The following is a 22,017-nucleotide window of genomic DNA, read 5'->3' as shown; positions in this document are numbered from 1 at the left end:
GGCAGATCACTTCATGATCAGGATTGCAGTCGCCGGCGATAAAAGCAAGCAATCACGCTTGCTTTATTTCGCGGTGTCTGAGATCGTCGTCACATGACCGAACCGCAGTCAGTCCCGCCCGGGGATCCGCTCACTGTCCTCGCTGCGCTCGGCGCCCGGCTCGACGAGCTCGTCGACGCCGCCGGCCCGGCCCGCTGGAACACCGACACCCCCGCCGCCGGTTGGGACGTCGCGATGCAGATAGCCCACCTGAGCTGGACCGACGAGGTCTCCGTCCTGGCCATCACGGATCCGGAGGCCTTCGCGACGGTCGTCGAGACCGCCATGGCCGACCCCGCCGGGTTCGTCGACGCCGGCGCCGCCGAGATCGCCGCCACCGGCAGGGACGAGGTCCTGGGACGATGGCGGCGGGCCCGTGGCGAACTAGCCGATGCGCTGTGGTCCGCGGACCCGGGGGAGAAGCTCCCGTGGTTCGGGCCGCCCATGCGTCCCGGCTCGATGATCACCGCGCGGATCATGGAGAGCTGGGCCCATGGGATCGACGTGGCCGATGGTCTCGGCAGCCCCGTCAATGACGACCCGGCCTTCGTCGCGGCCCTGCCGCACGTCGCCAAGCTGGGCTTCAAGACCCGCGCGTTCGCCTACATGATGAACGGGCTCGAGGCACCGACCTCCGAGATTCACGTGGCCCTCACGCACCCCGACGGAACCGCCGTCGAGTTCGGCACCGCGGAGGCCGACCAGCGGGTGAGCGGCCCGCTCCTCGACTTCTGCCTGCTGGTCACCCAGCGAGTTCACCTGGACGACACCGACCTGGAGACGCTGGGGGACGACGCTGCGGAGTGGCTGCGGATCGCGCAGGCCTTCGCCGGACTGCCCGGCGGTGGCCGGGAGAAGGGAACACGATCATGACCGCGACTGAACAGAACCCCGGAACCGCGTCGGCAATGCCCGCCCTCCGTGTGGGCAACATGTCCGGGTTCTACGGCGACCGGATCTCGGCGATGCGCGAGATGCTCGAGGGCGGCGAACTCGACGTTCTTACCGGCGACTATCTCGCCGAGCTGACCATGCTCATCCTCGGCCGCGACAGGATGAAAAGCGCCGATCTCGGCTACGCCAAGACGTTCCTGCGCCAGCTCGAGGACTGCCTCGCGCTCGCGCTGGAGAAGAAGGTCAAGATCGTCGCCAACGCCGGCGGCCTCAACCCGGCCGGGCTGGCCGCGGCGATCGGTGAGCTCGGTGCGCGGCTCGGTCTCGAGCCGAAGATCGCCTACGTTCACGGTGACGACCTCATCGACCGTGTCGGAGAGCTGAGCATCCCGTCCGACGCCGGCCATCCGGTGACTGCGAATGCGTATCTCGGAGCGTTCGGCATCGCCCGGTGTCTCGATGCCGGCGCCGACGTCGTCGTCACCGGACGCGTCACCGACGCCTCCGTCATCGTCGGTCCCGCAATCTCCCACTTCGGCTGGGGCCGCGACGACCTGGACGCCCTGGCCGGCGCCACCGCGGCCGGGCACGTCATCGAGTGCGGCACCCAGGCCACCGGCGGCAACTACGCCTTCTTCAATCGCGGCGAGATCTCAGACCCCGTTGCACCGGGATTCCCGATCGCCGAGATCGCCGCCGACGGCACGTCCGTCATCACCAAGCATGCCGGAACCGGCGGCGCCGTCACCGTCGGAACCGTCGTGTCCCAACTGCTGTACGAGGTCACCGGCGCCCGCTACGGCGGCCCCGACGTGGTGACCCGCCTCGACACCGCCCGGCTCGAACAGGAGGGGCCGGACCGGGTCCGGATCACCGGGGTCCGCGGCGAGACCGCCCCGCCCACCACGAAGGTATCCGTGACCTGCCTCGGCGGTCACCGCAATGAGATCACCTTCCTGCTCACTGGACTGGACATCGACGACAAGGCCGCGCTGGTCGAGCGCCAGTTCCGTGCCGGGCTCGAGCGCGAGCCAGCCGAGCTGCAGTTCCGCCTCCACCGCACCGATCATCCCGATGCCGACACCCAGGCCGCCGCCACCGCGATGCTCACCATTGTCGGGTGGGACCCGGACGCCGACGTGGTGGGTCGCGCGTTCACCGACGCCGCCGTCGCCATGGCCCTGGCCAGCTACCCCGGCGCCACCCCGAGCGGCCCGCCCGGCCGCGGCGGACCGTACGGCGTCTACATCCCGGCCTACCTCGACCAGGCCGCGGTTCCGCACTTCGCGGTGCTGCCAGACGGCACGGAGGTCGCGATCGAGCCGCCGGCCGAGACCGTCGAGATGGTCTACGGCCATGCCTCCGACGGACTCGGCGCCGACGGGGAGCCCCTTATCGCCGCCCCGGTGACCGGTCCCACGACCCGACGTCCGCTCGGCGACGTGCTGGGCGCGCGATCCGGCGACAAGGGCGGCACCGCCAACATCGGCCTGTGGGCCGCAGACGACCACGCCTACCGCTGGATGCTCGACACCCTCACCGTCGACGAGGTCCGCCGGCTCCTGCCCGAGGCCGCCGATCTCCCGATCGAACGCTACGAGCTACCGCGACTGCACGCGGTGAACTTCGTGATCGACGGCCTGCTCGGCAAGGGTGTTGCGCACGGCTACCGCTGGGACCCCCAGGCCAAGGGGCTGGCCGAGTGGCTGCGCTCGCGCGTCGTGGACGTCCCCGATTCCGTTCTGGCGCCGGTGCCGGCGCCGGGCACCGCCTGACCTCACAGTTCGCAGCCCGACGCGGCCCGCGAATCGCCAGATCCTTCAAGGAGAGATGCCAGTGACGAGCACTATCTCTACATCCGTCAAGGTGCCGCCGCACGTTCCCGGCGACCCCTGGTACAGCGAGGAGCGCCTCGCCCTTCGCGAGACCACCACACGCTTCGCCGAGCGGGAGATCCTGCCGTACCTCGACGAGTGGGAGGCCACCGGCCTGATCCCACGCGAGCTACACCTCACGGCCGGCGAGCTCGGCCTGCTCGGCGTCCCGTTCCCCGAGGAGGTCGGTGGCGGTGGCGGCGACATGATCGACTCGCTCGTCGTGTGCGAGGCCCTCCACGAGGCGGGGGTCTCCGGTGGCGTGTTCGCCTCGCTGTTCACCTGCGGCATCGCGGTCCCGCACCTCGCACAGTCCGGGCGCCCCGACCAGATCGAGCGCTGGGTCAGGCCCACGCTCGCCGGCGAGCTGATCGGCTCACTGGCCATCACCGAGCCCGGTGGCGGGTCCGACGTCGGGCACCTCACCACCACCGCCCGCCGGGATGGTGACCACTTCATCGTCAACGGCGCCAAGACCTACATCACCTCCGGCGTCCGCGCCGACTTCGTGGTAACCGCGGTGCGCAGCGGCGGTGAGGAACTCAAGGGTGCGGCCGGCGTGAGCCTGCTGGTCATCCCCACCGACACCCCGGGATTCCACCGGTCCGCCCCGCTCGACAAGCTCGGGTGGCGCGCCTCGGACACCGCCGAGCTCACCTTCGAGGACTGCCGCGTGCCGGTCGAGAACCTCGTGGGCGAGGAGAACAGCGGGTTCGCCCAGATCGCGACCGGCTTCGTCTCCGAGCGCGCGGCGTTGGCCTGCCAGGGCTACTCGCACGCTCAGCGCTGCCTCGACCTGACCCTGGACTGGGTCCGCGAGCGCGAGACGTTCGGCCGCCCGCTGCTGTCGCGTCAGGCGGTGCAGAACACGGTCACCGAAATGGCCCGCCGCATCGACATCGCCCGCACCTACACCCATCACTGCGTGAACCTCGCGGTGTCCGGACACGACGCGATCGCCGAGGTCTGCTTCGCCAAGAACACCGCGGTCGAGACGGCCGAGTGGGTGGCCAACCAGGCGCTTCAGTTGCACGGCGGGCTCGGCTTCATGGGCGAGTCCGAGGTGAGCCGCCAGTACCGCGACGTCCGCCTCCTGGGCATCGGCGGCGGCACCACCGAAATCCTCACGACGCTGGCAGGAAAGATCCGGGGGTACTCCGCATGACCATTCTCCGCTCCACACTCGACACCGACGCACCGGAATTCCTCGCCGCCAAATCCGCGATGGAGGGCAAGCTCGACCAACTCGCTGACGACCTCGCCCCGGCGCTTGCTGGCGGAAGCGAACGCAGCGTCGCCCGCCATCGCGAGCGCGGCAAGTTCACCGCCCGCGAGCGCATCGACATGGTCCTGGACCCTGAATCCCCGTTCCTCGAGTTGTGCGCGCTCGCCGCGTGGGGCTCGGATTTCCAGACCGGCGCCTCCGTGGTGGCCGGCATCGGCGTGGTCTCCGGCGTCGAGTGCCTGCTCATCGCCAACGATCCCACGGTCAAGGGCGGCACCTCCAACCCGTGGACGCTGCGCAAGATCCTGCGGCTCAACGACGTGGCCATGAAGAACCGCCTGCCGGTGATCAGCCTGGTCGAGTCCGGGGGCGCTGACCTGCCCACGCAGAAGGAGGTGTTCATCCCCGGCGGCGGGCTCTTCCGCGACCTGACACGCCTGTCCAAGGCGGGCATCCCCACCATCGCGGTGGTCTACGGCAACTCCACGGCCGGCGGCGCCTACGTGCCCGGCATGAGCGACCACGTGGTGATGATCGAGGAACGCTCCAAGGTGTTCCTTGCTGGTCCGCCGCTGGTCAAGGCGGCCACCGGCGAGATCTCGGACGAGGAGACCCTCGGCGGCGCCGACATGCACGCGCGCGTGTCCGGCCTCGCCGACTACCTGGCGGTGGACGAGTCCGACGCCGCCCGGATCACCCGCGGCATCGTGCGCCGGCTGAACTGGACCAAGTCCGGTCGGACGCCGCGCGCTCAGGTCGCCGAGCCGATGTACTCCACGGAGGACCTGCTCGGCATCGTCCCCGAGGACCTCAAGGTCCCCTTCGATCCGCGCGAGATCATCGCCCGCATCGTGGACGGCTCGGACTTCGACGAGTTCAAGCCCCTCTACGGCGCGAGCCTCGCCACCGGCTGGGCCGAGATCCACGGCTACCCGGTCGGCATCATCGCCAACGTCCGCGGCGTGCTGTTCAGCGAGGAGGCGCAGAAGGCCACGCAGTTCATCGAGCTGGCCAACCGCTATGACACGCCGCTGCTGTTCATGCACAACACCACCGGCTACATGGTCGGTTCGGAGTACGAGCGCGGCGGGATGATCAAGCACGGCTCGATGATGATCAACGCCGTGTCCAACTCGGAGGTCCCGCACCTGTCGCTCATCACCGCGGCCTCGTACGGCGCCGGGCACTACGGGATGTGCGGGCGCGCGTTCGATCCGCGGTTCCTGTTCACCTGGCCCAGCGCCAAGTCCGCCGTGATGGGGGCCGCGCAGCTCGCCGACGTGGTGACGTCGGTGGCCGCCGCCGCCTCCGCCGCGCGTGGGGAGGAGATGGACCCCGAGACCGTCAACGGCCTCAGGACGGCGATCGCCGATCAGATCGAGAAGGAGTCACTGCCGGCGTTCCTGTCGGGGATGCTCTACGACGACGGCGTGATCGACCCCCGAGACACCCGGACGGTGCTGGGCCTGAGCCTGTCCGCGATCCATTCCGGCGAAGTGGCCGGTACGAGCCGCTTCGGCGTCTTCCGGATGTGAGGAACGAGATCATGAACCAGCCTTCGAAGACCATAGATCCGACGACGACAACGGCGGCGACGACGACATCGACGAAGCCGATCACATCCGTCCTGGTGGCCAATCGCGGCGAGATCGCCAGGCGCGTCCATCACACGGCCCGGGCACTCGGGATGTCGGCGGTGGCCGTGTATTCCGACGCGGACGCGTCCGCTCCGCACGCCCTCGAGGCCGACGCCGCGGTGCGCCTGCCCGGCAACACTCCGGCGGAGACCTATCTGCGGGGCGATGCGGTGATCGCCGCCGCCCGGGCGGCCGGTGCCGACGCGATCCACCCCGGCTACGGGTTCCTGTCCGAGAACGCGGATTTTGCCCGCGCGGTGATCGACGCCGACCTGACCTGGGTCGGACCGCCGCCGGAGGCCATCGAGGCGATGGGCTCCAAGATCGAGGCCAAGAAGATGATGGCCGCGGCGGGCGTGCCGATGCTCAGCGACCTCGAGCCCGACGAGGTCACCCAGGCCCAGCTGCCGGTGCTGGTCAAGGCCTCCGCCGGCGGCGGTGGTCGTGGCATGCGCATCGTGCGCACCCTCGACACCCTGCATGAGGAGATCGCGGCCGCCCGCCGCGAAGCCAAGTCGGCGTTCGGCGACGACGCGGTGTTCTGCGAGCGCTACCTCGAGCGCGGGCGACACATCGAGGTCCAGATCATGGCCGACGCGCACGGCACGGTGTGGGCGGTGGGGGAGCGTGAGTGTTCTATCCAGCGCCGGCATCAGAAGGTCATCGAGGAGGCTCCCAGCCCGCTCGTCGAGCGCACGCCGGGGATGCGGGAGAAGCTCTACACGGCGGCCCGCGACGCGGCCGCCGCGATCGGCTACACCGGGGCCGGAACGGTCGAGTTCCTGGCCACCGATGACGGCGAGTTCTTCTTCCTCGAGATGAACACCCGCCTGCAGGTGGAGCACCCCGTCACCGAGGCCACCACCGGCCTGGACCTGGTCGCGCTGCAGTTCGACGTCGCGGCGGGCCTGCCCCTGCCCGCCCCCGAACCGCCCGCCGCACACGGCTGGTCGGTCGAGGCCCGGCTGTACGCCGAGGATCCGGCGAACGACTACACGCCTGGTTCCGGCACCCTGTGGGCGCTCGAGGTGCCCGGGGTGACCTCGCGGTTTGACGGGCCACACCGCCCCGGCATCCGCCTGGACAGCGGCGTCGAGCCCGGCCCCGGCGGCGCGGAGATCGGCGTCCACTACGACCCGATGCTGGCCAAGGTCATCTCCTACGGTCGCACCCGCCTCGAGGCCTGCACCTCGCTCGCCGGTGCGCTGGCCCGCGCGAAGGTCCACGGCCTGACCACCAACCGTGCCCAACTGGTCCGGGTCCTGCGGCACCCCGAGTTCCTCGCCGGCAACCTGTCGACGGCGTTCCTCGACGACCACGGTGCGGCCGAGCTCGCCTCCCCACTCGCCGACGACGAGGCGGTCCGCATCTCCGCACTCGCCGCCGCGATCGTCACCGGCGATGCCGACCACGCCGCCGGCCCGGTCGCGCTGGCCCCGGCCGGTTTCCGCAATGTCGGCCGCTCGGTGCAGGCACGCACCTACCGGTTCGGTGGTGCCGACCTCGAGGTGGCCTACTCCCGGGGGCGCGCCGGTGCCGGCGATTCCGGCGTGCGTCCCGCGGGGCCACTCGCCGACCTCGCGGAGGTCGTGACCGTTGTCGCCGACGCCTCACCCGACGCCGGCCTGTCACCCGACGCCCGACCGGCCGCCGCCGAGCGTGCCGCCTCAACCGCTCGTGTCGCCGCCGACTCGCTCGCGCTGGAGGTGCGCGGGGTGCGCCGCACACTCTCCGTCGCCCGGTACGAGACCCACGGTGGCGAGACCCGCGTCGAGGTTGACTCCCCGCTCGGGCCGGTGTCCCTGATCGAACCGCCGCGCTACACCGATCCGTCGGCGGAGGTCGCGGCGGGATCGCTGCTCGCCCCGATGCCGGGCTCGGTCATCCGCGTCGCGGTCTCCGTCGGCGACACCGTCACCGCCGGCCAGCCGCTGCTGTGGATGGAGGCGATGAAGATGGAACACACCATCGCCGCCGCCGTCGACGGGATCGTCTCGGAGCTCCCGGTGGAGGTCGGAACCCAGGTCGAATCCGGGACGATCCTCGCCGTCGTCGTCGACCCCGACACCGATCCCACCTCCGGTGACACCACCACATCCACCACCACCCCGGACTTCACCACCCCGGACTCCACCACCCAGGACTCCACCACCCAGGACGCCACCACAACTGACTCCGCCACCGAACAGGAGCGAGCACGATGACCGATCTGACCACGATCCCCAACCCCGTGATCGACACCGAAGAGCAGGCCCAGCTCCGCAAGGTCGCCTACGACCTCGGCTCGCGGTACGGCCTCGACTACATGCGGGCCAAGTCCGACGCCGGCGAGACCACTGACGAACTGTGGACCGAAGCGGGCAAGCTCGGGCTGCTCGGCGTGAACATCCCCGAGGAATACGGTGGCGGCGGCGCGGGCATGACCGAGCTGGCGATCGTCGAGGAGGAACTCTCCGCCGCCGGCACCGGGCTGCTCATGATGGTCGTCTCCCCGGCGATCAACGGCACGATCATCTCGCGGTTCGGCACCGAGGAGCAGAAAAAGCGCTGGCTGCCGGGCATCGCGTCGGGCGATACCATCACGTCGTTCGCGATCACCGAACCCGACGCCGGCTCCAACTCGCACGCCATCACCACCACCGCCCGCCGCGACGGCTCGGACTTCCTCATCTCGGGCCAGAAGACGTACATTTCCGGCGTCGACCAGGCCGACGCGATCCTCGTCGTGGCGCGCCTCGAGGGCTCGGACTCGGGCCGACTCGAGCCGGCGCTGTTCATGGTGCCCACCGACGCGCCCGGCCTCGAGCGAACCCACATCCCCACCGAGGTCCGCACGCCCGAGAGGCAGTTCCAGCTGTACTTCGACGACGTCCGCGTACCCGCCGAGGCGCTCATCGGCGACGGCGACACCGCCCTGCTCATGCTGTTCGCGGGCCTCAACCCCGAGCGCATCATGGCCTCCGGCATGGCGTGCGGCACCGCTCGCTTCGCCCTGGACCGGGCCACGAAGTACGCCAACGAGCGCGCGGTGTGGAAGACCCCCATCGGCGCGCACCAGGGCGTCGCCCACCCGCTCGCGCAGTGCAAGATCGAGCTCGAACTCGCGCGGCTGATGATGCGCAAGGCAGCCGCCCTGGTCGACGCCGGCCGCGACGACCTCGCCGGAGAGGCCGCGAACATGGCCAAGTACGCCTCCGGCGAGGTCTCGGCCCGCTCGGTCGACCAGGCCATCCAGACCCTCGGCGGCAACGGACTGTCGGTCGAGTACGGCCTGGCGGGGATGCTCGCCGCGTCCCGGCTGCCCCGGATCGCGCCCGTCAGCCGGGAGATGATCCTCAACTACGTCGCCCAGCACTCGCTCGGGCTGCCGAAGAGCTACTGAGGGCGGCGCGTGATGACTGATATCAGCAGCCCCGCGGGCAGCGACACTGCGGCGCTCGTCCGGTACGAGGTGCGCGGCGGCGCCGCGCGCATCGACCTGGACTCGCCGCACAACCGCAACGCCATCTCCGGCGCACTCGTCGACCAACTCCTCGCCGCGCTCGAGCGGGCCGCGGCCGACACCACCGCCCGCGTGGTGGTGCTCGGACACACCGGCGGCACCTTCTGCGCCGGCGCCGACCTGTCGGAGGCCTCGGCCGACCGGGAGGACCCCACTGCCGCCGCAGCGGCCCGGACACGGGTGTTCCTCGACCTGCTCACGGCGATCATCTCCCACCCCAAGCCGGTTATCGGGGCCGTCGACGGGCACGTGCGCGCAGGCGGCATGGGACTGATCGCGGCGTGCGACCTCGTCGTGGCCGGGCCGTCGTCCACCTTCGCACTCACCGAGGTGAGGCTCGGGCTGGCGATCGCGATGATCTCCGTGCCCCTCGCCGCGCGCGTCCGCTCGCGTGACCTCACGAGGGCGGTCCTCACGGGGGAGAAGTTCGACCCCGCGCACGCCCGTGAGATCGGGCTCGTCACCGAGGCCGTGGACGACGTCGACTCCGCTGTCGACGAGCTGGTGGCCTCCTTCCGGCCCTGCTCACCGCAGGGGCTCGCAGAGAACAAGGCCCTGCTCGCGACCCCGCTCCTGGCGGAACTCGACGCCCGGGGCGAGGAGCTCGCCGGGATCACGGCACGGCTGTTCGGCACCCCCGAGGTGACCGAGGGGATGACCGCGTTCCTGGAGAAGAGGAAGCCCTCCTGGGCGACCGCCATAGAGTAACGTAGATCACACTGGTCAGTTGACCAGTGCCGCTCCGTCAGCCGGGGATCCCCGGACATTCTCATCGCGAGGAGAACACATGCGCACCAAGGCCGCCATCATCCGCGAGCCCAACCAGGAGAACGGGTGGGAGGTCGTCGAGGTCGACCTGACGGATCCCCGGGTGGGCGAGGTCCAGGTCAAGCTCGCCGCCTCCGGCCTCTGCCACTCGGACGAGCACCTGCTCACCGGCGACCTGCAGTTCGAGACCTACCCCATCATCGGCGGCCACGAGGGCGCCGGCGTGGTGACCAAGGTCGGCGAGGGAGTGATCGGCCTCGAGGAGGGGGACCACGTCGTCCTGGCGTTCATCCCCGCCTGCGGGACCTGCCCGCCGTGCGCCGAGGGCCTGCAGAACCTGTGCGACAACGGCGCCGGGCTGCTCAGTGGCCGCGCCATCAGTGACGACACCTACCGTGTCCACACCACCGACGGCGAACCCGTCGCCTCCATGTGCGTCCTCGGCACGTTCTCCCCGTACGTGACCGTCCACCAGTCCTCGGTGGTCAAGATCGAGAAGGACATCCCGCTGGACAAGGCTGCGCTGCTCGGCTGCGGAGTGGCCACGGGATGGGGCTCGGCCACGGAGATCGGCGGGGCGTCCGAAGGTGACGTGGTCGTCGTCGTCGGGATCGGCGGTATCGGCATCAACTCGGTCCAGGGCGCGGCGGCGGCCGGCGCCCGGATCGTCGTCGCGGTGGACCCCGTCGAGTTCAAGCGCGAGAAGGCGCTGGAGTTCGGTGCCACGCACACATGCGCTTCAATGGACGAGGCGATGGCCCTCGTCGGGGAACTCAGCTGGGGACGCATGGCCGACCTCGTGGTCCTGACGATGGGCGTCGTCGAGGGCAAGGACCTGCTGCCCGGCCTCCTGCTCACCGGCAAGGGGCGCCGCTGCGTCGTGGTGGGACTCGGTGACATGAACGCCGTGGACGCCCAGATCTCCATCCTCGACCTGGCCATGCAGCAGAAGACCCTCCAGGGCGCCATCTTCGGCGGTACCGGACCGCGCAAGCAGATCCCGCACCTGCTACACCAGTACCGCGCCGGCAACCTCAAGCTCGACGAACTGGTCACCAAGACCTACCGACTCGAGGACATCAACCAGGGCTACCAGGACATGCGCGACGGCAAGAATCTGCGCGGTGTGATCATCTACGACGAGCAGGACTGGTGAGAAGGAGGACCCATGACGGCACCTGAGCAACGCGCCCCCAAACAGGACCGGAGCCGCGTCACGCGGGAACGGTTGCTCGGTGCTTCCATCGATCTCCTCGCCTCACAGGGCTGGGCGGCGACCACCGTGGGAGCGGTGGCCGCCGCCGCCGGCGTCTCACGGGGCGCCGCGCAACACCACTTCCCGACCCGGGAGGACCTCATCACCGCCGCGCTCACCCACATGATCGAGCAACGGATCCAGAGCGTCCGCGTGGTCGGACTGGACGTGCCGGAGGAGGGCCCGGACCGCACGGTCGCGGTCGTCCGACACATCGTCGAGCACTACACCTCCGATCTGTTCAAGGCCGCCCTCCAGGTCTGGACGGCGGCCGCGAGTGACCCCGCGCTCGCCGCCCGCGTGCTGCCGCTGGAGACCGCGATGTCCCGCGAGGTCCTCACGATCGCCGCAGAGGCGCTCGAGCGGGACCCCGCCGACGCCCGGGTCCGACGGGCCATCCAGACCACCCTCGACCTCGCGCGCGGGCTCGGTCTCGCGGACGTCCTCTCCGACGACGCGGAGCGCCGGGACAAGATCATCCGCTTCTGGGCGCAGTCGATGGACGAGGTGCTCATCGGGACCGGAAAACCCCACGAGGGAGCGGTCGGCGGCACTCCGCTTTGACCGGGCCTCGTCGAGCCGGTTAGGCTTGACCATCGTGCTCGCAGTATGCGAGCTGGAGGATCGAACCCTGTAGGCCAGCGAGAGCGGCTGACGAGGTCGCCCGTGCGCGGCAACAGGTGATGCGAGAGTCCAGTTTCGAGCAATGTCCAAGTGACTGATGGCCTTCCACGCGGAGGTCCCCAGCTAGAGAAAGTCGGTTCATGCCAACCATCAACCAGCTGGTCCGCAAGGGCCGCCAGGACAAGAAGTCGGCGACGTCGACGGCTGCCCTCAAGGGCTCGCCGCAGCGTCGCGGCGTGTGCACCCGCGTGTACACCACCACCCCCAAGAAGCCGAACTCGGCGCTTCGTAAGGTCGCCCGTGTGCGTCTGACCTCGGGTGTCGAGGTCTCGGCCTACATCCCCGGTGAGGGCCACAACCTCCAGGAGCACTCGATGGTCCTCGTCCGCGGCGGTCGTGTGAAGGACCTCCCGGGTGTCCGCTACAAGATCATCCGTGGCTCGCTCGACACGCAGGGCGTGAAGGACCGCAAGCAGGCCCGCTCCCGCTACGGCGCCAAGAAGGAGAAGTAATGCCTCGTAAGGGTCCCGCCCCGAAGCGTCAGCTGATCAGCGATCCGGTCTACGGTTCGCCGCTGGTCACGCAGCTCGTCAACAAGATCCTCCTGGACGGCAAGAAGACGACCGCCGAGCGCATCGTCTACTCGGCCCTGGAGATCTGCCGTGAGAAGACCGGTACCGACCCGGTCATCACCCTCAAGAAGGCCCTGGACAACGTCCGCCCGGCCCTCGAGGTCCGCTCCCGCCGTGTCGGTGGCGCAACGTACCAGGTGCCGGTCGAGGTCCGTCCCGGCCGCTCCACCACACTGGCCATGCGCTGGCTGGTGACGTTCTCCCGTCAGCGTCGCGAGAACACCATGATCGAGCGTCTCGCCAACGAGATCCTCGACGCCTCCAACGGTCTCGGTGCCGCGGTCAAGCGCCGCGAGGACACCCACAAAATGGCCGAGGCGAACCGCGCCTTCGCGCACTACCGCTGGTGATCTCGCGGGTCCTGGGCGGGGAGCGGAGCAGATTCACCCCCCGTCCAGGGTCCCGCCGCCGCCCTAGAGGTGGCATTATTGACCAAGCCCCGTCTCGCCTCGAGCAGAGCGCGTAGCCGGCACCCACTTAACACGGTTCGTAACGGTCCATCCCGACCGCACGGGCCACCGACGACTCACACGATCGGGGAGATTCCGTGGCACAGGACGTGCTGACCGACCTGAACAAGGTCCGCAACATCGGCATCATGGCGCACATCGACGCCGGTAAGACCACCACGACCGAGCGCATCCTGTTCTACACGGGTGTCAACCGCAAGGCCGGCGAGACGCACGACGGTGCGTCCACCACCGACTGGATGGAGCAGGAGAAGGAGCGCGGCATCACGATCACCTCCGCCGCGGTCACCTGCTTCTGGGAGGGCAACCAGATCAACATCATCGACACCCCGGGCCACGTCGACTTCACGGTCGAGGTCGAGCGCTCGCTGCGCGTGCTCGATGGCGCCGTCGCGGTCTTCGACGGCAAGGAGGGCGTGGAGCCCCAGTCCGAGCAGGTCTGGCGCCAGGCCGAGAAGTACGACGTCCCCCGCATCTGCTTCGTCAACAAGATGGACAAGCTGGGCGCGGACTTCTACTACACCGTGTCGACGATCGTCGACCGTCTGGGTGCGAAGCCGTTGGTCCTCCAGCTCCCGATCGGCGCCGAGGACACCTTCGACGGCATCGTCGACCTGGTCGAGATGAAGGCCCACTTCTGGCGCGGCAAGACCGAGATCGGCACCGCGGCCTCCATCGAGGAGATCCCGGCCGACCTGCAGGAGAAGGCCGAGGAGTACCGCGAGAAGCTCCTCGAGGCCGTCGCCGAGTCCGACGAAGAGCTCATGGAGAAGTACTTCGGTGGTGAGGAGCTCACCATCGAGGAGATCAAGGCCGCGATCCGTAAGATGACGGTCAACTCCGAGATCTACCCCGTGCTCTGTGGCACCGCGTACAAGAACAAGGGCATCCAGCCCATGCTGAACGCGGTCATCGACTACCTCCCGACCCCGCTGGACATCGGCGAGGTGCACGGCCACAAGGTCGGCGACGAGGAGACCGAGATCCTGCGCAAGCCGGCCAAGGACGAGCCGTTCTCGGCGCTGGCGTTCAAGATCGCCGTCCACCCGTTCTTCGGCAAGCTCACCTTCGTCCGCGTGTACTCGGGTCGCGTCGAGCCGGGCACCCAGGTCGCCAACTCGACCAAGGGCAAGAAGGAGCGCGTCGGCAAGCTCTTCCAGATGCACGCCAACAAGGAGAACCCGGTCGACGAGGCCGTGGCGGGCAACATTTACGCCTTCATCGGCCTCAAGGACACCACCACCGGTGACACCCTGTGTGACCTGAACGACCAGGTCGTCCTCGAGTCGATGACGTTCCCGGACCCGGTCATCGACGTTTCCATCGAGCCCAAGACCAAGGCCGACCAGGAGAAGCTGGGCACCGCGATCCAGAAGCTCGCCGAAGAGGACCCGACCTTCACCGTCCGTCTGGACGACGAGACCGGGCAGACCGTCATCGGTGGCATGGGCGAGCTCCATCTCGACGTGCTCGTCGACCGCATGAAGCGCGAGTTCAAGGTCGAGGCCAACGTCGGCAAGCCGCAGGTCGCGTACCGCGAGACCATCAAGGGCTCGGTCGACAAGTACGACTACACCCACAAGAAGCAGACCGGTGGTTCCGGTCAGTTCGCCAAGGTGCAGATCCGCCTCGAGCCGCTCGACGACGCGTCGATCGAAGAGGGCGAGACCTACATGTTCTCCGACGAGGTCACCGGTGGCCGCGTGCCCAAGGAGTACATCCCGTCTGTGGACGCGGGCATCCAGGACGCCATGCAGTACGGCATCCTCGCCGGCTACCCGATGGTGAACGTCAAGGCCACCCTGGTCGACGGTGCGTACCACGAGGTCGACTCGTCCGAAATGGCGTTCAAGGTCGCGGGCTCGATGGCCTTCAAGGAGGCCTCGCGCAAGTGCCAGCCCGTCATCCTCGAGCCGCTGATGTCCGTCGAGGTCACCACGCCCGAGGACTACATGGGCGACGTGATCGGCGACCTCAACTCCCGGCGTGGCCAGGTCAGCGCGATGGAGGAGCGCTCCGGCGCCCGCGTCGTGAAGGCCCACGTCCCGCTGTCCGAGATGTTCGGCTACGTCGGCGACCTCCGGTCGAAGACGCAGGGCCGGGCGAACTACTCGATGGTCTTCTCCCACTACGCCGAGGTCCCGGCGAGTGTGTCGAAGGAGATCATCGCCAAGGCGACCGGCGAGTAACCGGTATGGTCCCGTTCCACCCCGGGTGGAACGGGTCCGATGCCGGCGGCGCACGGTCGAACCTCCGGGTGGCCGCCGGTTCGTGCCTCACGGCACGATGAGTAAGATCAGATCCCACACAAATAGTGCCCACGACAGACGTGGGGACAGACCAGTCCAGGAGGACATCAAGTGGCGAAGGCGAAGTTCGAGCGGACGAAGCCGCACGTAAACATCGGCACCATCGGTCACGTCGACCATGGCAAGACCACCACGACCGCGGCCATCACCAAGGTTCTGGCGGACGCCTACCCCGATATCAACGCTTCGTTCGCGTTCGACGAGATCGACAAGGCGCCCGAGGAGAAGGCTCGTGGTATCACGATCAACATCTCCCACGTCGAGTACCAGACCGAGAAGCGTCACTACGCGCACGTCGACGCCCCCGGTCACGCCGACTACATCAAGAACATGATCACCGGTGCCGCCCAGATGGACGGCGCGATCCTGGTCGTGGCGGCCACCGACGGCCCGATGCCGCAGACCCGTGAGCACGTTCTGCTCGCGCGTCAGGTCGGCGTCCCCTACATCCTCGTCGCCCTGAACAAGTGCGACATGGTCGACGACGAGGAGATCCTCGAGCTCGTCGAGATGGAGGTCCGCGAGCTGCTGGCCTCGCAGGAGTTCGACGAGGACGCCCCCGTCGTCCACATCTCCGCTCTGAAGGCCCTCGAGGGCGATCAGAAGTGGGTCGACGCCGTCCTGGAGCTCATGCAGGCCTGTGACGACTCCATCCCGGACCCGCAGCGTGAGACGGACAAGCCGTTCCTCATGCCGGTCGAGGACGTCTTCACGATCACCGGTCGTGGCACCGTCGTCACCGGTCGTATCGAGCGTGGCCAGATCAACGTCAACGAGGATGTCGAGCTCATCGGCATCAAGGACAAGGCCACCAAGACCACCGTCACGGGCATCGAGATGTTCCGTAAGCTCCTCGACTACGGCGAGGCCGGCGACAACGTCGGTCTGCTGGTCCGTGGCCTCAAGCGTGAGGACGTCGAGCGCGGCCAGGTCGTCATCAAGCCGGGCGCCTACACCCCGCACACCTCGTTCGAGGGCCAGGCCTACATCCTGTCCAAGGACGAGGGCGGCCGTCACACGCCGTTCTTCAACAACTACCGTCCGCAGTTCTACTTCCGTACCACGGACGTGACCGGCGTCGTGACCCTCCCCGAGGGCACCGAGATGGTCATGCCGGGCGACAACACCGAGATGAGCGTCGAGCTCATCCAGCCGGTCGCCATGGACGAGGGCCTCCGCTTCGCGATCCGCGAGGGTGGCCGCACCGTCGGCGCCGGACAGGTCACCAAGATCATCAAGTGATCGCGATCTGACCTCACCGGTCCGGCACACTGTGCCAGGCCAGGAGAGAAGGGGGTCCCACCGCGAGGTGGGACGCCCCTTCTCGTGTTTCCGTGTGAAAGCTGGAAGCGGCCATGGCGTCGCTGAGGACTGAGGTGGCGGCTCCGGGAACGACTGCTTAAGGCACCGTGAGAGCCAGTGCCAGTGCCAGTGCCAGTGTCTGTGTCAACGCCGGCGCCAGCGTCAACGCCGGCGCCAGCGTCAACGCCGGCGTCCGAAGAGGCTCATGGCAACAGACAGTCCGATGGCCGCTGCGCCGGCGAGTGCCGTCACGGCGACGGCGGCGACCTGCTCTGCCGAGACCGGATTGTCATCGCGATCGGGCCCGAGCACGCCGTGGCGGCGGTCGACCTCCTCGAGGGCTTTCAACAACTCGTCCGGATCCCCGCCCGCGTCCGGGTGATGGCGGAGCACAGCTTGGCGGCGTTCCTTCTTGTAGGCGACGGGGTCACGCGGTTCGCGCCGGTTGTTCATCAGTGAAGCCCTCCGTTTTCTCGTCCGTGGCGGGGGCGTGGGCCTGCCACTTGCCGGTCCGGCCGGACTCCGGTCGACCCGGAAGCCACGACCGCACCTTCTATCTGAGTCGCCGCTACCCAAGCGGAGCTCATGCCACTGTGACGGCGCGAGCGATGTGATCCAGTCGATTTTGCTTCCTCGGGTCTCGTCCGGCATACTGGTCGAGTTGCCCGGACAAGGCGGCGCTTGAACACGTGTACATCGTACGTGTGCAAAGAGTCGGGTTGGTCGGGCGAGCACGATCGAAGCGGGTGAGAAATCATCCGCTGGAAAAGTGGGAGGGCGACACGCCCGACCGCGTGGACGCATCGTGACACATCAACAGCGGCAGCGGATCGGTCCGCCGTCACCATCGCCCCGGGCGAGGTGAGGCACTCCGTCCTCTGGGGTCTTCGTACTGTGTTACGTCTGCGGACGCGCGAGCGGGGTCCTCCACGACGGGCACCGATGCACGAGACCGGGTAGTTGACGGTCGGACGGTGTCACGAATGACAAGCGAACACAGCAGTGTCCCCGCCAGGCGAGGGCGCTCACGACAGCCGCCTTCACGGGCGGGAGGAGAAGAGGACGAAGTGGCGGGACAAAAGATCCGCATCCGGCTCAAGGCCTACGACCACGAGGCCATCGACGCCTCGGCCCGCAAGATCGTCGAGACGGTTACCCGTACCGGCGCGCGCGTCGTCGGCCCGGTGCCGTTGCCCACCGAGAAGAACGTCTACTGCGTCATCCGCTCGCCGCACAAGTACAAGGATTCGCGCGAGCACTTCGAGATGCGTACCCACAAGCGGCTGATCGACATCCTCGACCCCACGCCCAAGACCGTGGACGCGCTCATGCGCATCGACCTGCCTGCCAGCGTCGACGTCAACATCCAGTGACCTCCGACCGCGTAGCGGTCAGCAAGCAACGTGCAGCGGAGACAGTAAACAGATGAGTAACACCGAGATCAAGGGAATCCTGGGCGCCAAGCTCGGCATGACCCAGGTCTTCGACGAGAACAACCGGGTGGTCCCGGTGACCGTCGTCAAGGCCGGGCCGTGCGTTGTCACCGGGATCCGTACCGAAGAGACCGACGGCTACAACGCCGTCCAGATCGCGTTCGGCGCGATCGACCCCCGCAAGGTGACCAAGCCGGTCACGGGTCAGTTCGAGAAGGCCGGGGTCACGCCCCGCCGTCACGTCGCCGAGATCCGACTCGACAACGCCGAGCAGGCTGCCGGCTTCGAGATCGGCCAGGAGATCGGCGCGGACGTGTTCTCCGACGGCGCTTTCGTCGACGTCACGGGCACCTCCAAGGGCAAGGGCTTCGCGGGAACCATGAAGCGCCACGGCTTCGCCGGTCAGGGCGCCTCGCACGGTACCCAGGCCGTGCACCGTCGTCCCGGCTCGATCGGTGGCGCGTCCACCCCGGGTCGCGTCTTCCGTGGGAAGAAGATGGCCGGACGTATGGGTAACGAGCGCGTCACGACCATGAATCTCAAGGTCCACAAGGTCGACGCCGAGGCCGGCGTCCTCCTCATCAAGGGAGCCATCCCCGGTCGCAACGGCGGCCTCGTGATGGTCCGTTCCGCAGTGAAGGGCGGTGCGCGCGCATGACCACCACGGAGAACACCGTGAACCTCAAGCTCGACGTCCGTACGCCGGCCGGCAAGACCGACGGCGCTGTCGAGCTCCCCGCCGAGATCTTCGGCGTCGAGCCCAATCTGTCGCTGATGCACCAGGTCGTCGTGGCCCAGCTGGCCGCCGCGCGCCAGGGCACCCACTCGACCAAGACCCGTGGCGAGGTGAGCGGCGGTGGCCGTAAGCCGTTCCGCCAGAAGGGCACCGGTCGTGCACGTCAGGGCTCGACCCGCGCCCCCGCTTACACCGGTGGTGGCACCGTCCACGGCCCGAAGCCGCGCGACTACTCGCAGCGCACCCCCAAGAAGATGAAGGCCGCCGCGCTGCGGGGAGCCCTCTCCGACCGGGTCGCGAGCGAGCGCTTGCACGTCGTCACCGAGTTCATCGAGGGTCAGACCCCGTCGACCTCCGGTGTGCGTGACTTCCTCGCGTCGCTGTCGGACCGCAAGAAGTTCCTGGTCGTCGTTGGCCGCGAGGACGTCGCCGCGTGGCGTTCGGTTGCCAACCTCGACAACGTCCACCCGATCGCTCCGGATCAGCTGAACACCTACGACGTCCTCAATGCGGACGACGTCGTGTTCACCGTCGAGACCCTGGACGCGTTCGTAGCGCAGGCGGGCCGTTCCCTCGCCGGCAAGGCAGCGAAGGAGGCCGACAAGTGAGCACAGTCGCCGATCCCCGGGACGTGATCATCGCCCCGGTCGTCTCCGAGAAGGCCTACGGCCTGCTCGAGCAGGGCGTGTACACGTTCCTGGTGGCTCCGGATTCCAACAAGACGCAGATCAAGATCGCCATCCAGGAGATCTTCGGCGTCACGGTCGAGTCCGTGAACACCGCTAACCGTAAGGGCAAGCGCAAGCGCACCCGCACCGGGTTCGGACAGCGCAAGAGCACCAAGCGCGCCATCGTGACCCTCGCGGCCGACAGCAAGCCCATCGAGATCCCGGGTCTGACCGCCTGAGGGCGGGAAGAGTTAAGGACGAGAGAACCTCATGGCTATCCGCAAGTACAAGCCCACGACTCCCGGTCGTCGCGGCTCGAGCGTCTCGGACTTCGCCGAGATCACCCGCTCGACGCCCGAGAAGTCGCTGCTCCGCCCGCTGAGCAAGTCGGGCGGCCGTAACGGCCACGGCCGTATCACCACCCGCCACAAGGGCGGTGGACACAAGCGTCAGTACCGTGTCATCGACTTCCGTCGCAATGACAAGGACGGCGTGCTCGCCACCGTCGCTCACATCGAGTACGACCCGAACCGCACCGCCAACATCGCGCTGCTCCACTACGCAGACGGCGAGAAGCGGTACATCTTGGCCCCGCGCAACCTCAAGCAGGGCATGAAGGTCGAGTCGGGCCCGAACTCCGACATCAAGGTTGGCAACAACCTGCCGCTCCGCAACATCCCCGCCGGCACCGTCGTGCACGCGGTGGAGCTGCGGCCCGGTGGCGGCGCCAAAATGGCCCGTGCGGCCGGCGCCGGAATCCAGCTGCTCGGCAAGGAGGGCGCCTACGCCACCCTGCGTATGCCCTCCGGCGAGATCCGTCGCGTCGACGTCCGTTGCCGGGCGACGATCGGCGAGGTCGGCAACGCCGAGCAGATCAACATCAACTGGGGTAAGGCCGGCCGTATGCGGTGGAAGGGTGTTCGCCCGACCGTCCGTGGCGTGGTCATGAACCCGATCGACCACCCGCACGGTGGTGGCGAGGGCAAGACGTCCGGTGGACGTCACCCCGTCAGCCCCTGGGGCCAGCCCGAGGGCCGGACCCGTAAGCCCAAGAAGGCGAGTGACAGCATGATCGTCCGTCGCCGTCGCACCGGTAAGAAGCGCTAAGGAGGGAAACTAGGATGCCTCGTAGTCTCAAGAAGGGTCCGTTCGTCGACGAACACCTCCTCGCGAAGGTGGACGCGCAGAACGACAAGGGCACCCATCAGGTCATCAAGACCTGGTCGCGTCGCTCGACGATCCTGCCCGATTTCATCGGCCACACCTTCGCCGTTCATGACGGCCGGAAGCATGTGCCCGTGTTTGTGTCCGACTCGATGGTGGGTCACAAGCTCGGCGAGTTCGCGCCGACGCGCACGTTCAAGGGGCACATCAAGGACGACCGAAAGAGTAAGCGTCGATGAGCACTGATACTGACAAGAACGCCGCAGGCACGGAGCAGAAGCTCTCCGCGCGTGCCACCGCCAAGTTCGTGCGCGTCACGCCCATGAAGGCGCGTCGCGTGATCGACCTGATCCGCGGCAAGGACGCTGCCGACGCGCTGAACATCCTGCGGTTCGCCCCGCAGGCCGCCAGCGAGCCGGTCGCGAAGGTCCTGGCCTCCGCGATCGCGAACGCCGAGAACAACCTCGACCTCGATCCCCGGACCCTGGTCGTGACCACGGCGTACGCCGATGAGGGCCCGACCCTGAAGCGGTTCCAGCCGCGTGCCCAGGGTCGTGCGTTCCGCATCCGCAAGCGCACGAGCCACATCACCGTCGAGGTGACCAGCGTGCCAGAGAAGGCCGGAGCCGGCCGGGGACGTCGTAACCAGGGAGGTGCCCGCTAAATGGGACAGAAGATTCAGCCGCATGGCTTCCGTCTCGGCATCACCTCGGACTGGACGTCCAAGTGGTATGCCGACAAGCAGTACGCGGACTACGTCGCCGAGGACATCAAGATCCGTCAGCTCCTGTCGAAGGGCATGGAGCGCGCCGGGATCTCCGGTGTGGATATCTCGCGTACCCGTGACCGGGTCCACGTCGACATCCACACCGCCCGTCCGGGCATCGTGATCGGTCGTCGTGGTGCCGAGGCCGACCGTCTTCGTGGCGAGCTGGAGAAGCTCACCGGGAAGCAGGTCCACCTCAACATCCTCGAGATCAAGAACACCGAGGCCGATGCCCAGCTCGTCGCGCAGGGTATCGCCGAGCAGCTCTCGAACCGCGTGGCGTTCCGCCGCGCGATGCGTAAGGGCATTCAGTCGGCGATGCGTCAGCCGCAGGTCAAGGGCATCAAGGTGGTCTGCTCGGGTCGTCTCGGCGGTGCCGAGATGTCGCGTTCCGAGCGCTACCACGAGGGACGCGTCCCGCTCCACACCCTGCGTGCCGAGATCGACTACGGCACCTACGAGGCCAAGACGACCTTCGGTCGCATCGGCGTCAAGGTGTGGATCTACAAGGGTGACGTGGTCGGCGGCCGTCGCGAGTCCGACCAGTACGCCCAGTCCAGCAACCGCGGTGGTGGCGACCGTGGCCCGCGCCGTGAGCGTGGGGCCGGCCGTCCGCGCCGTTCCGGCGCCCAGGGCACCACGGCCACGAGCACGGAGACCGGCCGCGCCGGCTCCACTTCTCAGGCCGAGGCGCCCGCAGATAACAAGGAGGCCTGACC

22 protein-coding genes are annotated in these 22,017 nt (G+C 68.2%); 21 read left to right on the top strand and 1 reads right to left on the bottom strand.

From position 1 onward, the window contains the following. Positions 1-93: 93 nt before the first annotated feature. From OPF83_RS13115 to tuf, 13 genes are all read left to right on the top strand, one after another. Positions 94-912 (top strand): TIGR03084 family metal-binding protein, encoded by an 819-nt coding sequence (locus OPF83_RS13115; protein ID WP_264887930.1) that lies wholly within the window; start codon positions 94-96, stop codon positions 910-912. After that, entirely contained in the window at positions 909-2,708 is a 1,800-nt protein-coding gene (locus OPF83_RS13110; RefSeq protein WP_264887929.1) for an acyclic terpene utilization AtuA family protein, read from the top strand. The genes OPF83_RS13115 and OPF83_RS13110 overlap by 4 nt, the downstream gene beginning before the upstream one ends. Before the next feature lie 61 nt (positions 2,709-2,769). After that, entirely contained in the window at positions 2,770-3,972 is a 1,203-nt protein-coding gene (locus OPF83_RS13105) for an acyl-CoA dehydrogenase family protein (RefSeq protein WP_264887928.1), read from the top strand. After that, positions 3,969-5,567, top strand: a complete 1,599-nt coding sequence (locus OPF83_RS13100; RefSeq protein WP_264887927.1) for an acyl-CoA carboxylase subunit beta — start codon at positions 3,969-3,971, stop codon at positions 5,565-5,567. Before OPF83_RS13105 ends, OPF83_RS13100 begins: the two co-directional genes overlap by 4 nt. A gap of 11 nt (positions 5,568-5,578) precedes the next feature. Further along, on the top strand, positions 5,579-7,873 hold the full coding sequence (locus OPF83_RS13095; protein ID WP_264887926.1) for a biotin carboxylase N-terminal domain-containing protein: 2,295 nt from the start codon (positions 5,579-5,581) through the stop codon (positions 7,871-7,873). Continuing rightward, on the top strand, positions 7,870-9,051 hold the full coding sequence (locus tag OPF83_RS13090) for an acyl-CoA dehydrogenase family protein (protein WP_264887925.1): 1,182 nt from the start codon (positions 7,870-7,872) through the stop codon (positions 9,049-9,051). The genes OPF83_RS13095 and OPF83_RS13090 overlap by 4 nt, the downstream gene beginning before the upstream one ends. A 12-nt stretch (positions 9,052-9,063) precedes the next feature. Continuing rightward, a complete protein-coding gene (locus OPF83_RS13085) occupies positions 9,064-9,879 on the top strand; it encodes an enoyl-CoA hydratase family protein (protein WP_264887924.1) in 816 nt (271 codons plus the stop codon). A 79-nt stretch (positions 9,880-9,958) separates the two neighbouring features. After that, positions 9,959-11,095 (top strand): NDMA-dependent alcohol dehydrogenase, encoded by a 1,137-nt coding sequence (locus tag OPF83_RS13080; protein ID WP_264887923.1) that lies wholly within the window; start codon positions 9,959-9,961, stop codon positions 11,093-11,095. A gap of 12 nt (positions 11,096-11,107) precedes the next feature. Beyond that, positions 11,108-11,758 (top strand): TetR/AcrR family transcriptional regulator, encoded by a 651-nt coding sequence (locus OPF83_RS13075; protein ID WP_264887922.1) that lies wholly within the window; start codon positions 11,108-11,110, stop codon positions 11,756-11,758. Between the two features lie 200 nt (positions 11,759-11,958). Continuing rightward, positions 11,959-12,330 (top strand): 30S ribosomal protein S12, encoded by a 372-nt coding sequence (gene rpsL / locus OPF83_RS13070; protein WP_007628148.1) that lies wholly within the window; start codon positions 11,959-11,961, stop codon positions 12,328-12,330. After that, positions 12,330-12,800, top strand: a complete 471-nt coding sequence (gene rpsG, locus OPF83_RS13065) for a 30S ribosomal protein S7 (RefSeq protein WP_182631373.1) — start codon at positions 12,330-12,332, stop codon at positions 12,798-12,800. Before rpsL ends, rpsG begins: the two co-directional genes overlap by 1 nt. Positions 12,801-12,997: 197 nt before the next feature. After that, the gene (gene fusA / locus OPF83_RS13060) at positions 12,998-15,109 is read left to right on the top strand and encodes an elongation factor G (RefSeq protein WP_264887921.1); all 2,112 of its coding nucleotides are present in this window, start codon (positions 12,998-13,000) and stop codon (positions 15,107-15,109) included. A 171-nt stretch (positions 15,110-15,280) separates the two neighbouring features. Further along, complete coding sequence (tuf, locus tag OPF83_RS13055; protein WP_264887920.1) at positions 15,281-16,471, top strand: elongation factor Tu; 1,191 nt, start codon at positions 15,281-15,283, stop codon at positions 16,469-16,471. A 240-nt stretch (positions 16,472-16,711) separates the two neighbouring features. On the opposite strand, the gene OPF83_RS13050 is transcribed toward tuf, so the two are convergent. Next, positions 16,712-16,984, bottom strand: a complete 273-nt coding sequence (locus OPF83_RS13050; protein WP_264887919.1) for a hypothetical protein — start codon at positions 16,982-16,984, stop codon at positions 16,712-16,714. A gap of 614 nt (positions 16,985-17,598) precedes the next feature. On the opposite strand from OPF83_RS13050, the gene rpsJ reads away from it, so the two are divergent. Genes rpsJ through rpsC form a run of 8 tightly spaced genes read left to right on the top strand, consistent with a single transcriptional unit; the run spans position 17,599 to position 22,015 of the window. Further along, positions 17,599-17,904, top strand: a complete 306-nt coding sequence (rpsJ, locus tag OPF83_RS13045) for a 30S ribosomal protein S10 (protein WP_003938093.1) — start codon at positions 17,599-17,601, stop codon at positions 17,902-17,904. Between the two features lie 52 nt (positions 17,905-17,956). After that, positions 17,957-18,622 carry a 50S ribosomal protein L3 gene (rplC, locus tag OPF83_RS13040; protein WP_264887902.1) on the top strand — a complete coding sequence of 222 codons (666 nt, stop codon included), beginning with the start codon at positions 17,957-17,959 and terminating at the stop codon, positions 18,620-18,622. Beyond that, entirely contained in the window at positions 18,619-19,308 is a 690-nt protein-coding gene (rplD, locus tag OPF83_RS13035; RefSeq protein WP_264887900.1) for a 50S ribosomal protein L4, read from the top strand. The genes rplC and rplD overlap by 4 nt, the downstream gene beginning before the upstream one ends. Further along, positions 19,305-19,607 carry a 50S ribosomal protein L23 gene (gene rplW / locus OPF83_RS13030; protein ID WP_264887898.1) on the top strand — a complete coding sequence of 101 codons (303 nt, stop codon included), beginning with the start codon at positions 19,305-19,307 and terminating at the stop codon, positions 19,605-19,607. Before rplD ends, rplW begins: the two co-directional genes overlap by 4 nt. 31 nt (positions 19,608-19,638) lie before the next feature. Then, positions 19,639-20,475, top strand: a complete 837-nt coding sequence (gene rplB, locus OPF83_RS13025) for a 50S ribosomal protein L2 (RefSeq protein WP_264887896.1) — start codon at positions 19,639-19,641, stop codon at positions 20,473-20,475. A 14-nt stretch (positions 20,476-20,489) separates the two neighbouring features. Then, positions 20,490-20,771: a 30S ribosomal protein S19 gene (gene rpsS / locus OPF83_RS13020; protein WP_017838195.1), complete on the top strand. Its 282-nt coding sequence runs from the start codon at positions 20,490-20,492 to the stop codon at positions 20,769-20,771. Continuing rightward, positions 20,768-21,196 carry a 50S ribosomal protein L22 gene (rplV, locus tag OPF83_RS13015; protein ID WP_264887892.1) on the top strand — a complete coding sequence of 143 codons (429 nt, stop codon included), beginning with the start codon at positions 20,768-20,770 and terminating at the stop codon, positions 21,194-21,196. Before rpsS ends, rplV begins: the two co-directional genes overlap by 4 nt. Further along, positions 21,197-22,015 (top strand): 30S ribosomal protein S3, encoded by an 819-nt coding sequence (gene rpsC / locus OPF83_RS13010; RefSeq protein ID WP_264887891.1) that lies wholly within the window; start codon positions 21,197-21,199, stop codon positions 22,013-22,015. It abuts the gene before it with no gap. The last annotated feature ends 2 nt before the right edge of the window (positions 22,016-22,017 follow it).

Origin of the sequence: Dietzia sp. NCCP-2495 (genome assembly GCF_026011735.1) — a bacterium.
Lineage (GTDB): Bacteria > Actinomycetota > Actinomycetes > Mycobacteriales > Mycobacteriaceae > Dietzia.
This window is presented reverse-complemented; position numbering and strand designations above follow the sequence as displayed.

Excerpts from the sequence above, each read along its gene's own strand:
- OPF83_RS13115 (WP_264887930.1), top strand. The coding sequence starts at position 94 with ATGACCGAACCGCAGTCAGTCCCGCCCGGGGATCCGCTCACTGTCCTC.
- OPF83_RS13110 (WP_264887929.1), top strand. The coding sequence starts at position 909 with ATGACCGCGACTGAACAGAACCCCGGAACCGCGTCGGCAATGCCCGCC.
- OPF83_RS13100 (WP_264887927.1), top strand. The coding sequence starts at position 3,969 with ATGACCATTCTCCGCTCCACACTCGACACCGACGCACCGGAATTCCTC.
- OPF83_RS13095 (WP_264887926.1), top strand. The coding sequence starts at position 5,579 with ATGAACCAGCCTTCGAAGACCATAGATCCGACGACGACAACGGCGGCG.
- OPF83_RS13090 (WP_264887925.1), top strand. The coding sequence starts at position 7,870 with ATGACCGATCTGACCACGATCCCCAACCCCGTGATCGACACCGAAGAG.
- OPF83_RS13085 (WP_264887924.1), top strand. The coding sequence starts at position 9,064 with ATGACTGATATCAGCAGCCCCGCGGGCAGCGACACTGCGGCGCTCGTC.
- OPF83_RS13080 (WP_264887923.1), top strand. The coding sequence starts at position 9,959 with ATGCGCACCAAGGCCGCCATCATCCGCGAGCCCAACCAGGAGAACGGG.
- OPF83_RS13075 (WP_264887922.1), top strand. The coding sequence starts at position 11,108 with ATGACGGCACCTGAGCAACGCGCCCCCAAACAGGACCGGAGCCGCGTC.
- rpsL (WP_007628148.1), top strand. The coding sequence starts at position 11,959 with ATGCCAACCATCAACCAGCTGGTCCGCAAGGGCCGCCAGGACAAGAAG.
- rpsG (WP_182631373.1), top strand. The coding sequence starts at position 12,330 with ATGCCTCGTAAGGGTCCCGCCCCGAAGCGTCAGCTGATCAGCGATCCG.
- OPF83_RS13050 (WP_264887919.1), bottom strand. The coding sequence starts at position 16,984 with ATGAACAACCGGCGCGAACCGCGTGACCCCGTCGCCTACAAGAAGGAA.
- rplC (WP_264887902.1), top strand. The coding sequence starts at position 17,957 with ATGAGTAACACCGAGATCAAGGGAATCCTGGGCGCCAAGCTCGGCATG.
- rplD (WP_264887900.1), top strand. The coding sequence starts at position 18,619 with ATGACCACCACGGAGAACACCGTGAACCTCAAGCTCGACGTCCGTACG.
- rplB (WP_264887896.1), top strand. The coding sequence starts at position 19,639 with ATGGCTATCCGCAAGTACAAGCCCACGACTCCCGGTCGTCGCGGCTCG.
- rpsS (WP_017838195.1), top strand. The coding sequence starts at position 20,490 with ATGCCTCGTAGTCTCAAGAAGGGTCCGTTCGTCGACGAACACCTCCTC.
- rplV (WP_264887892.1), top strand. The coding sequence starts at position 20,768 with ATGAGCACTGATACTGACAAGAACGCCGCAGGCACGGAGCAGAAGCTC.
- rpsC (WP_264887891.1), top strand. The coding sequence starts at position 21,197 with ATGGGACAGAAGATTCAGCCGCATGGCTTCCGTCTCGGCATCACCTCG.